Annotated in this window: 17 protein-coding genes; 13 read left to right on the forward strand and 4 right to left on the reverse strand. The window is 37.8% G+C overall.

Annotation, left to right across the window (positions count from 1 at the left end; translation table 11 throughout):
* Positions 1 to 148 precede the first annotated feature (148 nt).
* The 7 genes from AC1M9I_RS03385 (at position 149) to AC1M9I_RS03415 (ending at position 6,114) form a co-directional block, all read left to right on the forward strand.
* Positions 149 to 1,084: an ABC transporter ATP-binding protein gene (locus AC1M9I_RS03385; protein WP_481610694.1), complete on the forward strand. Its 936-nt coding sequence runs from the start codon at positions 149 to 151 to the stop codon at positions 1,082 to 1,084.
* The gene (locus tag AC1M9I_RS03390; protein ID WP_092766033.1) at positions 1,081 to 1,854 is read left to right on the forward strand and encodes an ABC transporter permease; all 774 of its coding nucleotides are present in this window, start codon (positions 1,081 to 1,083) and stop codon (positions 1,852 to 1,854) included. Before AC1M9I_RS03385 ends, AC1M9I_RS03390 begins: the two co-directional genes overlap by 4 nt.
* Complete coding sequence (gene queF, locus AC1M9I_RS03395; RefSeq protein ID WP_481610695.1) at positions 1,854 to 2,672, forward strand: NADPH-dependent 7-cyano-7-deazaguanine reductase QueF; 819 nt, start codon at positions 1,854 to 1,856, stop codon at positions 2,670 to 2,672. Before AC1M9I_RS03390 ends, queF begins: the two co-directional genes overlap by 1 nt.
* A 25-nt stretch (positions 2,673 to 2,697) precedes the next feature.
* Positions 2,698 to 3,351, forward strand: coding sequence for a hypothetical protein (locus AC1M9I_RS03400; RefSeq protein ID WP_035265692.1), 654 nt, complete (start codon positions 2,698 to 2,700; stop codon positions 3,349 to 3,351).
* Between the two features lie 309 nt (positions 3,352 to 3,660).
* Entirely contained in the window at positions 3,661 to 4,602 is a 942-nt protein-coding gene (gene mltB / locus AC1M9I_RS03405; RefSeq protein ID WP_481610734.1) for a lytic murein transglycosylase B, read from the forward strand.
* A 283-nt stretch (positions 4,603 to 4,885) separates the two neighbouring features.
* A complete protein-coding gene (locus AC1M9I_RS03410; protein WP_035265690.1) occupies positions 4,886 to 5,497 on the forward strand; it encodes a septal ring lytic transglycosylase RlpA family protein in 612 nt (203 codons plus the stop codon).
* Between the two features lie 173 nt (positions 5,498 to 5,670).
* Positions 5,671 to 6,114 carry an Mpo1 family 2-hydroxy fatty acid dioxygenase gene (locus tag AC1M9I_RS03415; RefSeq protein WP_481586624.1) on the forward strand — a complete coding sequence of 148 codons (444 nt, stop codon included), beginning with the start codon at positions 5,671 to 5,673 and terminating at the stop codon, positions 6,112 to 6,114.
* 66 nt (positions 6,115 to 6,180) lie between these two features.
* Here the strand turns inward: AC1M9I_RS03415 and AC1M9I_RS03420 are convergent, their stop codons facing one another.
* The 3 genes from AC1M9I_RS03420 to rpsB all read right to left on the reverse strand — a co-directional run bounded on the left by AC1M9I_RS03420 (position 6,181) and on the right by rpsB (position 8,575).
* On the reverse strand, positions 6,181 to 6,693 hold the full coding sequence (locus AC1M9I_RS03420) for a DUF3465 domain-containing protein (RefSeq protein WP_481610696.1): 513 nt from the start codon (positions 6,691 to 6,693) through the stop codon (positions 6,181 to 6,183).
* A 113-nt stretch (positions 6,694 to 6,806) separates the two neighbouring features.
* Positions 6,807 to 7,682 carry a translation elongation factor Ts gene (gene tsf / locus AC1M9I_RS03425; protein ID WP_481610697.1) on the reverse strand — a complete coding sequence of 292 codons (876 nt, stop codon included), beginning with the start codon at positions 7,680 to 7,682 and terminating at the stop codon, positions 6,807 to 6,809.
* A gap of 140 nt (positions 7,683 to 7,822) precedes the next feature.
* Positions 7,823 to 8,575 carry a 30S ribosomal protein S2 gene (gene rpsB / locus AC1M9I_RS03430; RefSeq protein ID WP_035265684.1) on the reverse strand — a complete coding sequence of 251 codons (753 nt, stop codon included), beginning with the start codon at positions 8,573 to 8,575 and terminating at the stop codon, positions 7,823 to 7,825.
* A gap of 209 nt (positions 8,576 to 8,784) precedes the next feature.
* On the opposite strand from rpsB, the gene map reads away from it, so the two are divergent.
* The 5 genes from map to AC1M9I_RS03455 all read left to right on the forward strand — a co-directional run bounded on the left by map (position 8,785) and on the right by AC1M9I_RS03455 (position 14,934).
* Complete coding sequence (gene map / locus AC1M9I_RS03435; RefSeq protein WP_035265682.1) at positions 8,785 to 9,609, forward strand: type I methionyl aminopeptidase; 825 nt, start codon at positions 8,785 to 8,787, stop codon at positions 9,607 to 9,609.
* 263 nt (positions 9,610 to 9,872) lie between these two features.
* Positions 9,873 to 10,961, forward strand: a complete 1,089-nt coding sequence (locus AC1M9I_RS03440) for an OmpW/AlkL family protein (RefSeq protein ID WP_481593124.1) — start codon at positions 9,873 to 9,875, stop codon at positions 10,959 to 10,961.
* Positions 10,962 to 11,194: 233 nt separating this feature from the next.
* Positions 11,195 to 12,265: an OmpW/AlkL family protein gene (locus AC1M9I_RS03445; protein ID WP_481610698.1), complete on the forward strand. Its 1,071-nt coding sequence runs from the start codon at positions 11,195 to 11,197 to the stop codon at positions 12,263 to 12,265.
* A 162-nt stretch (positions 12,266 to 12,427) separates the two neighbouring features.
* The gene (locus AC1M9I_RS03450; protein ID WP_092766024.1) at positions 12,428 to 13,579 is read left to right on the forward strand and encodes an OmpW/AlkL family protein; all 1,152 of its coding nucleotides are present in this window, start codon (positions 12,428 to 12,430) and stop codon (positions 13,577 to 13,579) included.
* Between the two features lie 140 nt (positions 13,580 to 13,719).
* Positions 13,720 to 14,934: an MFS transporter gene (locus AC1M9I_RS03455; protein ID WP_481594196.1), complete on the forward strand. Its 1,215-nt coding sequence runs from the start codon at positions 13,720 to 13,722 to the stop codon at positions 14,932 to 14,934.
* A 128-nt stretch (positions 14,935 to 15,062) separates the two neighbouring features.
* On the opposite strand, the gene AC1M9I_RS03460 is transcribed toward AC1M9I_RS03455, so the two are convergent.
* Positions 15,063 to 15,989: a LysR substrate-binding domain-containing protein gene (locus tag AC1M9I_RS03460; protein ID WP_481610699.1), complete on the reverse strand. Its 927-nt coding sequence runs from the start codon at positions 15,987 to 15,989 to the stop codon at positions 15,063 to 15,065.
* Positions 15,990 to 16,088: 99 nt separating this feature from the next.
* Between AC1M9I_RS03460 and AC1M9I_RS03465 the strand changes: the two genes are divergently transcribed.
* Positions 16,089 to 16,952 carry a pirin family protein gene (locus AC1M9I_RS03465; RefSeq protein ID WP_092766022.1) on the forward strand — a complete coding sequence of 288 codons (864 nt, stop codon included), beginning with the start codon at positions 16,089 to 16,091 and terminating at the stop codon, positions 16,950 to 16,952.
* Positions 16,953 to 16,965: the final 13 nt, after the last annotated feature.

The raw sequence follows: 16,965 nt of genomic DNA on the forward strand, positions 1-16,965 counted from the left end.
AGGTAAAGCAACTATATATCTTTCCTATTTTTAGTGCTCATGCTTTATACAGCGTTTCAACATCAAAACAGAGAATTCTGATTACAGAGCTTGGTTTATTTTTCAAGATCACTCACAATATCTCAACTTTTCACCATTCGAGATATTCATGACTGATGCATTGACCTTAAGGGATTTGTCGAAGACCTATCGAAATGGTTTTCAAGCATTAAAAGGAATCAACTTAGATGTTCCAGAAGGCGAATTTTATGCTCTTCTAGGCCCTAATGGTGCAGGTAAATCAACCACTATTGGCATCATCAGCTCTCTTACAAAAAAAACTGCAGGAACTGTCGAGATTTTTGGTCATAATCTCGATACACATCCTTCACAAGCTAAACAATGCTTGGGTGTAGTCCCCCAAGAATTTAACTTTGCGCAATTTGAGAAGACTTTCGATATTTTAGTCACTCAGGCAGGTTATTACGGCATTCCAAAAAAAGTTGCTGAAGCTCGTGCAGAGGAGTACCTAACCAAATTAGGTTTATGGGAAAAACGCTCTACTCAAGCCCGTATGCTATCTGGGGGAATGAAACGCCGCCTCATGATTGCCCGAGCAATGATGCATGATCCAAAACTGTTAATTCTCGATGAACCGACTGCTGGCGTTGATATTGAACTACGTCGCTCGATGTGGGACTTCTTAACAGAAATGAATCAGAAAGGTACATCAATCATTCTCACAACACATTATTTAGAAGAAGCAGAAGTACTGTGTCGCAAAATTGCAATTATTGATCGTGGCGTCATTAAAGAAGACACCACCATGAAGAACTTCTTAGATCAATTAAATGAAGAATCTTTCATTTTTGACTTGGCTGAACCTATAGAACCGATTCAACTCGACATTATTGGTGTGAAATTTAATTTGGTTGATCCTGTGACCCTAGAAATTACGCTTGATAAAGCACACAGCATGAATGATCTTTTCCAACTTCTAGAATCACAAAATATTCAAGTTAAAAGTATGCGTAATAAATCAAATCGTTTAGAAGAGTTATTCGTCAAAATGGTCGAAAAGAATCTTGATGGAGCTGCGCAATGAATTTTAATCAACTCGCTGTAGCTTTATATACGATTATCCATAAGGAAATTCGTAGATTTATGCGCATCTGGCCACAAACATTGTTACCACCAGCCATTACTATGTCGCTGTATTTTGTGATTTTTGGAAATCTAGTTGGTTCAAGAATTGGGGAAATGGGTGGCTTTACCTACATGCAGTTCATTGTACCTGGTCTAATTATGATGGCTGTCATTACTAATAGTTATGCCAACGTTTCATCAAGCTTTTTTAGTTCTAAATTTCAAAAAAGTATTGAAGAACTGATCATGAGTCCTGTGCCTTTACATGCCGTACTTTGGGGTTATGTGCTCGGTGGTGTTGCTCGAGGCTTATTGGTTGCCATCATTGTGACTGCGATGAGTTTATTTTTTACTGACTTATATATTACCAACTGGTTCGTCACAATTTATACCGTACTCATTACGTCACTACTGTTTGCATTAGGTGGATTCATTAATGCGGTCTACGCAAAGTCATTTGATGATATTTCGATTATTCCCACTTTTGTTTTAACACCGTTGACCTATTTAGGTGGGGTGTTCTATGCAATTTCTGCATTAAGCCCATTTTGGCAAAATCTATCTTTAATTAACCCTGTCGTATATATGGTCAATGCATTCCGTTATGGAATTCTTGGTCATAGCGATGTAAATGTATCTATCTCTTTATTAGTAATCACAGCGTGTTGCGCCGTGCTATATGCGGTCGCTTATCACTTACTCTCCCGTGGTTCAGGAATGCGTGAATAATGAGCGTTGAACAATCTCTTTTAGGCAAAGACACCAACTATCCAACTGAATATCAACCTGAGGTGCTATTTCCAATTGCTCGCGCAGAAGCACGAGCGAAGTACGCACATGTAGACGGTATTCAACAAGGAATAGATTGGTGGCATATTTTTGAAATTTCTTGGTTGAATCTGTCAGGGATTCCTCAAGTTGCGATTGGTCGAATGCATCTTCCTGCTTCATCACCCAATCTCATTGAGTCAAAATCTCTTAAGCTATATTTCAATAGTCTGAATTTTGCTCAATTTGAATCTCAAAATCAGTTTATTGAGACAGTCGAGCGTGATCTTTCTAAAGCATCCAATGCAGAGGTCAGACTTGAATTATTCGATGTTGATCAGTTGAATATTGCTCAGCCTGAAGGAATATGCATCGACCATTATGAGCCTGAACGTCTTGAAAACCACCCTGATGCGAGCTTACTTAAACTCGATGCAGCGTCTTCCGAAGAAATCGTTGAAATTCAATTATATTCGCATTTATTAAGAAGTAACTGCCCAGTCACAGGACAGCCTGATTGGGGCACAGTTTTTTTAAGATATCGTGGCAAAAAACCTTGTTATCGTTCAATTTTAGCTTATATTATCTCCTATCGTCAGCATAATGGCTTTCACGAACAATGCGTTGAACAAATCTACGCAGACATTTGGGAAAACTTTAATCCTGAAAAGTTGATGGTATATGCGACTTATACACGCCGTGGTGGTTTAGACATTAACCCTTGTCGTGTATCAGACTTTGCATGGATGCCGAGCCCAATTCGATTGGCGCGACAATAAATTGAAGAATAGTTGAGGTTATACGATGTCATATTTTGGTTTTATTCCATCTGAATCTTTGTTAAAGAACATTCAAACTGGAATTGAGAAAAAAAATTCAAACGAACCACTTTACCCTTTGCGTGATCAAACTGCACTCGCTATTAATGATGAAATTATCGATGCAATTTTAGTTGAACTTGTACGTCGTTTCCCTGCAAGTGACAAACGAGAAACAGCTGAAAAACTTGCTGGTTATATTAAATCAACAGTATCGGTACTACTTAAACAGTTATTGGGTAAAGCACCAAATGACGTCGTGAGACAATCGATTGAATTCTCCGAAAAGAGTTTATTCAAAGATCCAGAGGGTAATTATCGTGTCGGCGCTCCATTACCTGCCGACCTAGTGACAAACTTAAAAAATAGCTTTGCAGAAGTACGTGCAGGCAATGATGTCAATCGTGCAGTTCTGTCTGAACAATACAAACAATTCGGTGAAGCTGCAGTTCGTCACTTTATGAATGATTTTAACAAGACTTTAGATTTGGGTATGATTAAACGTAAGGCGTCTGATATCGCTTCTTCAGCGGTCATCAAAGCAGTTCATATTGCTATTGATAAGCTCATTCCTAACTTTACTAAAGAAGAATTGTTAGCTGCAGCTGAATATCATGACACGCTATTTATTCAAGAATAAATTAGACTAATCAAAAACCTAGCGTCTGCTAGGTTTTTTTATGTTTTAAAAATAGTTCATCAATATTGAATAAATAAAAGACATAATTCATCCATTTTTACACTTTTTATGTAGGTTTTTGTGAATCCATCACGACCTAATGTTATCTTAATAAACATTGCGATTAATCAAATGATGTTGAACTTTTAATCCTTATCAACACTTATACCTTTGCATCTACCACCGATAATAATTGGATCTGCTGCTGTTATGTTATTTGAAAATTTTAATGTTAAATTACAACGTATTGGTTTAGCACTCAGTGCGTTTATGATCACAAGTTTTGTTCAAGCCAATGACTTCGCTCAACACCCTCAATATCAAAATTTTAAATTAAAAACGATGCAGACCTATGGTTTGAGTGCTGATCAGGTTGACTGGGCCATGAATGGGTCAAAAAACCTACCAAATATTATCAATATTATGAATCGACCAGGAGAAAGTAAGCCTTGGTACGAATATAAAAAGAATTTTTTAGCAGAAAGTACAATTCAACGTGGTGTGCGTTTTAAAAATCAATATGCAGACACTTTAAATCGAGCAGAACAGCAGTTCGGTGTTCCTCAGTCCATCATTCTTGGTATTCTCGGCGTAGAGACTGGTTTTGGGGCAAATAAAGGTTCATTCATCACACGTGATGCCCTAGCCACATTAGGGTTTGGATATGAACGACGTGCACAATACTTTCAAGACGAATTAAGCGCTTTGATTGCATGGTCTTATAAGGACGGCATTCCAGCTAATTCAGTCGTAGGCTCTTATGCTGGTGCTGTGGGCTATCCTCAATTTATGCCAAGTAATATTCCGAAATTTGGTGTGGATTATGACGGTAATGGTCATATCGATCTCAGAAACTCTGCTGTAGATGCAATTGGTTCTATTGCAAATTATCTTGCTCAACATGGTTGGCAACGAGATCAACCGATTGCTTTTGCCGCACGCTACCAAGGAAATAATGCGGATGCCATCATAGCCAAAGACTTAACACAACCTACCCCATATGGTGCATTAAAAGTTCAAGGCATTAGCCCACTCAATCCTATTGTTAAAATAGATGACTTAGACATGGTCAATGTGATTCAACTACAAGAAAATTATGGACCAGCTTATTACCTTACATATCCTAATTTTCAAGTCATTACGACCTATAACCGTAGTCGAATGTATGCAACTGCACTGTGGCTTTTAGGGACTGAAATCGCGAGTAGATAAATATAAATCTACTTGTTTTCACAAAAGTCAATAAATATTTTAGTGATTAAGTTCACTATTTGCACATTTTACACATCTTGTTACATTATTGATTAATTATTAACCACATTTTGTGATAATTTGTCGTTTTTGTAACTAAAGTGAAAATAAAGCTAGACACTTTTGTATCAGGATGAATATCATCCACTACCGTTAAATGCAGTTGCACAAGTAAATTTACAGACCATTTAGGTTAATTATCAGCAACTTAGATAATTAACTTAGGGTTCCAAGGAGTTAAACGATGCATGCTTCGCTGAAAATGTTATCAATATTAGGTATTAGTTTGGCTTTGTCTCAAACTCATGCTGAGCTGGTTCAATCATCTTATCTGAATAATGATGTTGACCAATCAAGTCTTGCTTCACGCGTAATTAGCAAAGACTCTACAAGTTTCAATTCGCACTTCTCGAATTTAAACAGTTTAGCAATTACTGAAAGTTCAGGTGATAAAATTCGTCGCGAAACAATCGCAGCGAAAATTCAAGTACCTGTTGAAGAGCCTTCAGTGATTGATAAACTTAATAATGTTGCTTCAAACACTGTTCGTCGTTTTAGTCAAACAGGCGTTGCTTCTTGGTACGGTCGTCAATTTCACGGTCGTAAAACGGCAAGTGGCGAAACATTTGATATGAATGCACTTACTGCAGCGCATCGTAGCCTACCTCTTAATTGCTATATTCGTGTAACGAATAAATCAAACGGTAAAAGCGTCGTTGTCAAAGTAAATGATCGCGGCCCATTTCATGGTAATCGTGTTGTAGATTTATCTTACGGTGCTGCGAAATCCCTTGGTATTACCAATGCTGGTACTGCGCGTGTAAGCATCGAACGTGTGGATGGTCCAAATTCTTAGGTTTTTATGATTCAGCGAAGCATTTAACGACAAGCCACTCATTGAGTGGCTTTATTATTTTTAATTTTTTTTTGATGTGACCAATATACAAAAAAGAATCTTGATTTATCATCTTATGTCATACTGTCGTTTATAGAATAAATAAAATTCAAATAATCAGTGAAGGAAATAGGATGAAGACAATTACAGAATGGTTAGATGAATATAGTGATAGCCATCAAAACCCTACCAATAAAACATTACACTGGATTTGCGTACCCACGATTCTATTCTCGATCATTGGCATACTCGCTCATTTCAGCGCATTACTGACTACCCTTTTACTGGTGTTAACACTCATCTTTTATGCAAGATTAGATCTTGTACTCGCGGTTGCAATGGCAGCATTATTATTGGTCATGTCTTGGCTTATCATTATTCTTCCATTCGGGAAAGGATTCTATATTGCTCTGTTCGTTTTGGCTTGGATAGGTCAATTTTACGGGCACAAAATTGAAGGGAAAAAGCCTTCTTTCTTTAAAGACCTTCAATTCCTTCTGATTGGCCCTCTATGGTGTATGGATGCTTACCTAGATAAGATACTACCTAATTGGAAATCACGCCAAATCAGCGCTTAAATTAGCAAATACAGCACGGGTTAAATTAGAATTTAATTTAGCCCGTTTTTACATTGATTAACTAATTCATTGATAACTTCGACCTTGATGCTTTAACCAACCATCAATATGCCGTTTATTAGGATCATGGTGAGTCCAATGAATTACACCACCCTTGTCGGTATATTCATATTCACCATAGAACTCGACGATATCCCCTTTTTGAATATTTTCAACACGTGGTGCCAAGTCTATATTATGAGCTACCAAAACTGTCTGACCATGATTAAGTTTTAAAATAAATTTCTGATGTCTAGATCCTTCATTATCATCTTTTAATATTGCAACAACTTCTCCAGAAGCCCTAACTTGCACATCACTGATCTTTTTTTGAAATAGTGTCGCTATTTTTGTGGCATCATCATTATCCGCAGAGGATAGTTCTCGTTGGTTAGCATCATTATAGTGAGTACTTACATCCGTATGATTGAGTGTGTGCTCATTACTCTGTTTTAAATCCTGTTTTAAATCGATACCGAAATATGCTGCGACCACGACTACAATTAACGCAGCAATACTCATTTTTGATTTCTGAGACATATTGATCTCTAAGTTATATTTTTATTTCATCCTAAAGTTTATATCATTTAGACCCATCAAAAAAAAGAAAAAGCCCTTAAAGGGCTTTTTCTTTTTCAAAATAATTGAATCAATTATTTTGCAGCAGCTTGAGCAGCAGCAACTTCTTCAGCGAAAGAAAGTTCAGCTTTTTTCTCAATACCTTCACCCACTTCGAAACGTACGAATTGAGCAACAGTTGTACCTGTAGATTTAAGAACATCAGCAACTTTCTTGTCGTTGTCGATAACGTACATTTGACGCTCAAGAACAACTTCATTTAAGTATTTTTCAACTGAACCAGTTACCATTTTTTCAACGATATTCGCCGGTTTACCAGATTCAATTGCTTTTGCTTCAGCAATTTCTTTCTCTTTAGCGATTAACTCAGCAGAAACACCTTCAGCCTTTACAGCAACTGGGTTGAACGCAGCAACGTGCATTGCGATACCTTTACCAGTAGCAGCATCACCAGCAAATGAAACTACAACACCGATTTTTAAACCGTGTTTGTAAACTGCAAGGTTTTCACCTTCAACGATTTGAGCACGACGAACTTGAATGTTTTCACCGATTTTTTGAACAAGCGCAATACGAGCTTCTTCTACAGTTGCACCATCTTCAAGTTTCAATTCAGCAATTTGAGCAGCATCAGTTACATTCGCAGCAAGCGCAGCAGCAGCAACTTTCGCAGAGAAACCAGCAAAGTTTTCGTCTTTAGCAACGAAGTCAGTTTGACAGTTTACTTCTAAAAGAATTGCTTTATTGCCTTCTTGAGCAATTGTAATCGCGCCATCAGCAGCAATGTTACCTGCTTTTTTAGCAGCTTTTGCTTGACCAGATTTACGAAGGTTGTCGATCGCTAACTCGATATCGCCACCAGCTTCTGTCAACGCTTTTTTACATTCCATCATTGCTAGACCAGTACGATCACGCAACTCTTTAACCATGCTTGCAGTAATAGCAGTCATGTTATTCTCCTAAATTCGGTCGAGATATGTATCTGTTAACAAAAACGGCCCAAATTAATCATCTGGGCCGTTTTGCTTGATTGATGCTTAAGATGCCACGATTACGTGTCGCAAAAATGACAAATCCGCATCAAATCGCATTAAGCCTCAGGAGCTTCTTTAGCAGCTTCTTCGCCTTTAGCTTGCGCATTAGCTTGAGTTTGAGCGTATTCTTTACCAGCAATAATCGCATCAGCCATCGCAGTAGCGTAAAGAGTTACAGCGCGGATCGCATCATCGTTACCAGGAATAACGAAATCAACGTTATCTGGGTTAGAGTTAGTATCAACGATACCGATTACTGGAATACCAAGGTTCTTAGCTTCTTTGATTGCAATCGCTTCGTGGTCAACGTCGATGATGAACAATGCGTCAGGTAAACCACCCATGTTCTTAACACCGCCAAGAGCACGTTCAAGTTTTTCCATTTCACGAGTACGCTCTAAAGCTTCACGTTTAGTAAGCTTAGCGAAAGTACCGTCAGTAGACTGAGTTTGAAGATCTTTAAGACGGTTGATTGATTGACGAAGAGTTTTCCAGTTCGTCAACATACCACCTAACCAACGGTGATCTACATAAGGTTGACCAGCACGTTGAGCTTGTTCACGGATGATGTTAGAAGCAGCACGTTTAGTACCAACGAACAATACTTTGTTCTTTTTGCTTGCTAGGTTGTTAACAAAGTTCAATGCATCATTTAACGCAGGAACAGTGTGCTCAAGGTTGATGATGTGAATTTTGTTACGCGCACCAAAAATGTATTGACGCATTTTTGGGTTCCAGAAGCGAGTTTGGTGACCGAAGTGCGCACCAGCTTGAAGAAGGTCGCGCATGCTTACGTTGTAATCTGCCATTTTCTTTACCTTAAAAGTTTGGGTTAGGCCTCCATATGTCCGCATTCTCCACCCTTACGGGCACCCAGAGTAATGTGTCGACATATGTGCGGATTTTATTAACCAACATATCATCCGATTAAGTGAATCTATTCACGAAAAGCATTTGATAAATTGGGCGGCTATTTATACCATAGTCACACACAAATTTCCAAAAGTTTTTAAAGATCATGAACAGTACTTATGAAGCACCACGTCGTTTAATTAAATCTGCTGAAGATATCGAAAAGATGCGTGTGGCGGGACGACTAGCGGCAGAAGTTTTGGATATGATCAAACCGCATATCAAGCCTGGTGTGAGTACACTAGAATTGGATACGATTTGTCATGATTATATTGTGAATAAACAAGATGCCATTCCTGCTTGCCTAGGCTATGGTGCTGCACCTGGTCGTCCTGCATTCCAGCATACGATTTGCACATCAGTAAACCATGTGGTTTGCCACGGTATTCCCTCTGAAAACAAAATCTTAAAGAAAGGTGATATCTTGAATATTGATGTCACTGTGATTAAAGATGGATTTCATGGTGATACCAACATGATGTACATTGTAGGTGGCGAGACTTCTATTCTTGCAGATCGCTTATGCAAAGTTGCACAAGAAGCAATGTATCGTGGTATTGCTACGGTAAAACCTGGTTCGACGATCGGTGATATTGGTCATGCGATTCAAAAATATGTTGAGTCAGAGCGTTTCAGTGTCGTTCGTGAATATTGTGGTCATGGTATTGGAACTGTTTTCCATGATGAACCTCAAGTGCTTCATTACGGTCAACCAAATTCAGGCATGGTTTTAGAAGAAGGTATGACATTTACAATTGAACCAATGGTCAATGCTGGTGTATGGCAAACTAAACTTCTTGGTGATAAATGGACAGTTGTAACGAAAGATCATAAATTATCTGCGCAATATGAACATACTGTTTTAGTCACTAAAACAGGTGTCGAGGTATTAACTGCTCGCCCTGAAGAGGATTTATCCCGATTTCAATAATTTTAGTTAATTAATAAAGTTAAAAAAGTCAGACCAATTTAAATTGATCTGACTTTTTATTTTGCTAAGTCACTCAATAAGAAATAAATTCACAAACAAACCTAACAAATGTTGGATTTTTAAGATTTAAGTTCATGATTTTTAAAAATTTTTTATCACAAAAATGAGTAAAAACGCTTTTCAAACTGATTCATTTTATGTTTATATAACGCTTAAAGAATGTAAAACAACAACTAGCAACAAAATCGGACAGGGAGTCCAAAATGACGAAAAAAGCATTCTGGTGCATGGTCGTACCTATTGTTTTTGCATCTACAACTATTTATGCAGAATCATCATTTTTTAATCTGGATGAAACTGAAGGGTTTAAACGATATTCAATTTCAGTCGGACCATTACATGTTATGCCTCAAGGTAAAGCCAAGGCACCTAAAATTCGTACAGCAGTAAAAAATGGTGAAGTTGCAAAAAATGGTGATATTACACTTTCTACAGTTTTTGAGAACTTAGATCCTGATAAACAAAAAGAAAATCAAAGTATGCAAGCGCTTTTGAAGATCGTTGATGCTTTTAGTGATACTTATCCAGCCAGTCAAAGTGGAACTTCAACTGTAAGCGGCATTGAAAGTTGGAGTATGGATGGCTCTGGAATGACTGCAGATGATGTCACAACACTTGGCATCATGATCAATTACCATTTCAACGATAAGATCTCATTCGAGAGTAAAGCTGGGTTCCCCCCAAAAGTAGATATTCAAGGTAAAGGTAAGATTACAGCACCATTTACAGCCGAAGCAAATTCAACACTTTTAGGTATACCTTTACCAACAATCTATCTTAAGAATGATCTGCCAATTACAGATCTTGAAAGTCATGGAAATTCTATTGCGACAGCACGTGCATGGACTCCAATGTGGGAATTGCAGTACCATTTTGGACAGACTGGGATCAATAAATTTAGACCCTATGTTGGGCTTGGACTTATGGTCGCATACTTCAATGAATTAGAATTGAATCCAAGCCTTGAAAAAGACTTAATTGATTCAGGTCACATGATTGCCAATATGAAAAATGGACGCGGTGGCGATGCATTAATTAAAGGTAAAAAAAGTACAGCAAATCCCAAGGTTAAACTTGAGTCCGAATTGAGTTTTGCGCCAATAGCCACGCTTGGGTTTACTTACGACTTCAATCAGAACTGGTTTGCAGTTGCATCTATTAGTTATGCACATCTAACAGGTAAAACCACAATTGAAGTCAACGATGATAAACTCGGAACATTATTTTCATCGGAAGTTGATTTAGAAGTAAATCCTATCATTGGTTATGCTGGTGTAGGCTATCGCTTCTAAAACACTTGAGGCATATTGAAGCCACACCCCAATATGCCCAACCCATCACAAATAAAGAAACAATAAGACAATTAATATACATTTTAAAATCCAACTTATATCATATTTTTCAATAATTTAACAATTGTAAATTAGGATAATAAATTTGATTTCAAGTGAACAAACTGCTTTGCATTTAGATGATTTAATGAATATAAAATGAACTAAAAATTGGACATGGAGTCCTTCAAACAATGAAGAAGTTTTTAGTTCCTACATTATTCGCAAGTTCATTCTTATCTACTCTGAGTTATGCGGAGTCAGGATATTTTAGCCTTTCTGATGAGGGGTTTAAGCGCTTTTCAATTTCAGTGGGTGCATTACACGTAATGCCGCAAGGTAAGGCCCAACCTTTTAATGTAAAAACAGTCATAAATGACAATTATGAATCTAAAGTTGGGGACATTAATGCTTCCACGGTAATCAATAACCTTGACCCAGATCGTAAACCAAATTATTTAGTAGAAGGTATTGTTAAATTAATTTCTGCTTTTCAAGGCAATGTCTCAGGGGCTATTAGTGGAAAATCCTATATTAATGGATTAGCTGAATGGGATAATCCGAATACTGGCTTGGAGGCTGATAAAGTTACAACAGTTGGCATCATGAGCAGTTATCACTTTACAGATAATTTTTCAGTGGAAATAAAAGGTGGAATTCCACCTAAAGTGGATATCAAAGGTATTGGAAATATTAAAGCCCCCTTCTCAGCTACTGCGGCACCGTTAGGTGGAATTGCGGGGAACTTAGATCTCAAAAATAATATTCATATTACTAATCTAGAACAATCTTCAAAAGCTGCTGAAGCTAGAGCATGGACCCCTGCTTTTGAATTACAATATCGTTTTGGTGAGACCGGAATTAATAAATTCCGCCCTTACGTTGGCGTTGGATTAATGTACGCTTATTTTAATGAGCTAAAAATGGATCCAGGTATCGAAAAAGATTTAGTCGCCGCTGGGCATATGATCCAAAATATTATTAATCAAAATGCTGGTGCAGCACTCGATAAGAAAGATACCAATGGAAAAATGAAAGTTAATTTAGAAGCAACTGATGTTTTTGCGCCTATAGCTACAGTTGGATTCACCTACGACTTTAATGATACATGGTATGCAGTAGCATCTATTAGTTACGCCCACTTGCAGAATGAAACGAAGATCACAGTCGTCAATGAAAATACTGGGCAAGAGTTAATCAACTCAAAAGCTGATATCGAGATTAACCCGATATTAGGCTATGCTGGGGTTGGCATGCGTTTCTAAAGCATAGAGTAAGAAAAGAGGCAATTGCCTCTTTTTTTGTAATCAAACAAAAACCAAACATAATTGGCAAATTATTACTACAATGTGTCTAAAAATAAATTTGATAATAAAAATACAAAAATAATCACTTTTTATTTACAGTATTGGACATGGAGTTCCATAATGAAAAAAAAACTAGCTTACTTAGTTGCATCCATTAGTGCGTTAAGTTTTCCAGTCTTCAGTTATGCAGATTCACCTTATTTTAGTTTAAAAGATGGCGATGGGTTTAAACGTTTTTCTGTGTCAGTGGGTGCATTACATGTAATGCCTCAGGGTAAAGCTCAACCAATTAATATTAACACCGCTGTACCAGAGGGTACCAAGTCTGAAGTTGGACGAATTTCAACATCTTCTGTACTAGGTGCTATTGATACTTCGACAGCAGATGGTGTTGATAAAAAACGTAAATTAGAGACACTTATAAACTCAGGTCTTGTTAGCCCATTAATCCTTGATGAAATCGATGGCGTAAAATATCTTAAGCCATCAGTTGGTGGTACTGCCGAAATTGATGGATTATCATCATGGACTGCTCAAGGGACAGGATTAGAAGCTGATGATGTCACCACCCTCGGAATCATGACTAATTACTTCTTTACAGATAATATTTCTTTAGAAGTCAAAGCAGGAATTCCACCTAAGGTTGATATTAAAGGTAAAGGGAATATATCAGCACCTCTCACAGGCTCAGTAGATCCTGGAAACGTCAATATCATTATTGCAGATATAGATGCTGGGAGTATTATTGGCGGCAATATTCCACTCAAACAAGATATCCAAGTAACAAATCTTGGAGCCCACGGTAAAGTGGCAGAAGCTCGTGCATGGACGCCAGCATTCGAATTCCAATACCATTTTGGTAAAACAGGCGTAAATAAATTTAGACCGTATGTAGGGCTTGGTTTGATGTATGCATACTTCAATGAATTGGAAATGAACTCCAACCTTGAAGCTGATCTAGTCGCTGCAGGTCATAAAATTGCGAACATCAAATTAGGTGAAGCAGGGAAAGCACTTGATGGAATTGAAAGTACTGCGAATCCTAAAGTTAAACTCGAAGCTAAAGATGCTTTCGCCCCTGTAGCTACTGCCGGTTTTACTTATGATTTCAACGATCGTTGGTTTGCAGTCGGGTCAATTTCCTATGCGCATCTCAAAGGTGAAACAACAATTACAGTAAACGATGCTGAACTTGGTGAATTAATCAATGCAAAATCAGATATCGAAATTAATCCGATTCTGGGATATGCCGGTATTGGTTATCGATTCTAATTTCCATCAGTCTTCATAAAGCGGCCAAGTGCCGCTTTATTCATTCTAATAACTAAATTTTATTGATTGATAAATTTTTATTCTGTCGTCATGATGCTACTGATCTTTTAAAATTACAAAAAATGCTAAGCGGATTGACCATGTCAGAAACCAAATTTTCAAAACCCCTCATCTTTATGCTCATTGGGAGTGCTTTTATTTTGGCACTCTCCTTAGGTGTCAGACATGGATTTGGCTTGTATTTAGTTCCAATGAGTCATGAGTTTAATTGGAATCATCAAGTTTTTAGTTTAGCAATTGCCTTTCAAAATTTATTATGGGGTGCTGTTCAACCCTTTACGGGAGCGCTAGCAGATAAATATGGGAGTAAAAAAGTCGTTGCCGTAGGCGGCGCTTTATATGCGATTGGACTTGTGATGATGGCATTTAGCTCAACAGGGCTTCTCATCAATCTTAGTCTAGGTTTAATCATTGGTTTGGCTTTATCAGCTACTTCATTTTCTGTTTTGCTCTCTGCTGTCGGACGTGCAGCGCATCCAAGTCGACGTAGTATGGCTATGGGCATTGCCAGCGCAGCAGGCTCTTTTGGGCAATTTATTATGTTGCCAACCACACTTTTACTCTTACAAAATTTTGGTTGGTCATCGGCGCTACTCATCACAGCGATTTTAATTGCATTAATTGTACCCTTGGCTTGGATGCTAAAAGCTCCAATGTATCAAGCGCCTCAAACAGTTGATGCGATCACTAAACCTTCTTTAAGTTTTAAACAAATACTCATAGTTGCCAAAAACCACAAACCTTTTATCTGGTTGGCATTAGGATTTTTAGTTTGTGGATTTCAGGTCGTATTTTTGGGCATTCATTTGCCGGGTTATTTAACTGACCATGGTTTTAGCACCACAACTGGTACTATGTTTTTAGCCTTGGTTGGGCTATTTAATATTGTTGGAACTTACACTGCTGGTTGGCTGGGTGATAAATATTCCAAACCTAAATTGCTCATGTGGTTATATGGACTACGTGGCATCGCCATCATTTTATTCCTTGCATTGCCACTCTCGATCTTTACGATTTATAGTTTTGCCATCATTATGGGGTTGTTATGGTTATCAACCGTTCCCCTTACCAATGGTATTGTTGCCAATATGTTTGGCGTTAAATATCTCACCATGCTAAGTGGAATTGTATTTTTCACTCACCAAGTTGGTTCATTTTTTGGAGGATGGTTGGGTGGCTTAAATCATGATATGACAGGCAATTACAATATTATTTGGATGATGTGTATTGCGCTCAGTATCTTCGGTGTATTCATTCATTTATTTGTTAATGAGGAGAATGTCGTCAATGACTAATCGCTTCAATCTGCTCAACATCAGCATATTCATCGGAGTCATCCTTCTGCTTAGTCTATCGATTACTTTGTGGATGAACACTCCTGATTTATTTGCATATTTTAATCAAGCTTTTTGCGCACATTAATTCATATAATTTCATGGTTTTGACAGCTCAGTTTTTTAAATTCCTCAATCAAATAATCTAATAAACATCTCACGGCAGGCATCATGCCTTGTCGTGATGTATAGGCAACATGAATAACGCCACGTGGCAACTCCCATTCAGGGACTAATTCTACAAGAGTGCCTTGATTAAGCTCTTCATAAACAAATACTCTAGGTAATGATGCTATTCCAACACTGTTCAACACTGCAGATTTCATGGCAGCAAAATTATCAGTTTTGAGTCTTGGAAAGAATTCTACTTCTTGAAACTGATTAACTGTGTCAAATTTGGATTGAAATCTCCAAATCGATTTTGGGACATGAAAACCTATACTCGGAAGTTGTTCAAGGTTATCCAAATGGATAGGCTCATGAATCTGTTGAATTAATTCAGGCGTTGCCACTAACACATGTTGCCAAGCATCAAGCTCTCGTACAATCAAGTCGCTATCTTCAAGTGGTAAATTTCTCACCCTCACAGCCAAATCAATCCCCTCTTCTATGAGATCAATTTTACGATTTGTTGCGACCAGATGAACTTGAACACGTGGGTAATGTTGCATGAATTTAGCAATCATATTACCCAACGGAAACTCAACCAAACCAATTGGACACGAGATTCGAATTAAACCTGAAGGCTCGCTCGACAAACTTTGCTCTACAAAATTTTCTGCCGCCTCCACTTGATCCAAAATCTTAATACAATATTCAAAAAATTCTTGACCAACTGCGGTTACGGCAAACTTTCGTGTATTTCGTTGCAATAATCTTACGTGTAAACGGTTTTCCAAATCTGAAATATGACGAGACAACTTAGATTTTGTAATACCTAAAGCTTCACTTGCCTTAGTAAACCCTTGATATTTCACGACTTGCACAAAATAGTAGTAATCATTTAAATTTTGCATAATTGTTTCATTTTTGGAATTATCTGTTGAGAGAATCGCCCTGTAATCTCATCAATATACCTCAATATCATGATTAGAACGATATATAGAGGAATACAAATGACACAAGTTCAGAAAGTCTATACCAGCGATCGAAGCACATGGGTGGGTGATGGTTTTCCAACAAACTCCATGTTACCCATGCATGAAATAGGAAATCATACCAGCCCATTCTTGGTAATGGGTTATACAGGTCAATATCGATTTTCTCCAAGTCACCACCAACGCGGTGTTGGTTTACACCCCCACCGTGGCTTTGAAACGGTGACGATTGTCTATGACGGCGAATTAGAGCATCGTGACTCAAAAGGCAATCATGGAAAAATTGGTCCAAACGAAGTGCAATGGATGACCGCAGGTAAAGGTATTCTGCATGAAGAACACCATTCGGAAGCTTTTGCAAAAACTGGCGGAGTTTTGGATATGGTTCAACTTTGGGTAAATCTACCAGAGCATGCCAAGATGACTGAGCCGAGATATCAGGAATTGACTGAGCAAAATATTCCTGAAGTTTTATCTCACGATGAGCAAACCAAGATTCGTGTTATTGCTGGTCAATATCAAATCGGCTCAACTGTTTATCAAGGACCAGCTCAAACATTTAGCAACATGAATGTTTATGACATTAGACTTAATCATGGAGCACGCCTTCCATTAAATCTTATGCCAAACTGGAATCATCTGATTTTCATCCTTGATGGAGAAGTTGAGATTGATGGTCAGATCTATACAGCCATACAAACGCTTTATCTTGACCCAAAATCAACACAGGTCGAAATATTTGCTCATCGTACGGCGAAAATTCTTTGCTTAAGTGGTGAACCATTGAATGAACCCATTGTTGCCCACGGTCCTTTCGTCATGAATACTCAGGAAGAAATCGTGCAAGCATTTGATGATTTCAGAAATGGAAATTTTGCTTAATTTAACATCCACA

The sequence above is a fragment of the Acinetobacter sp. ANC_7553 genome (assembly GCF_056779895.1).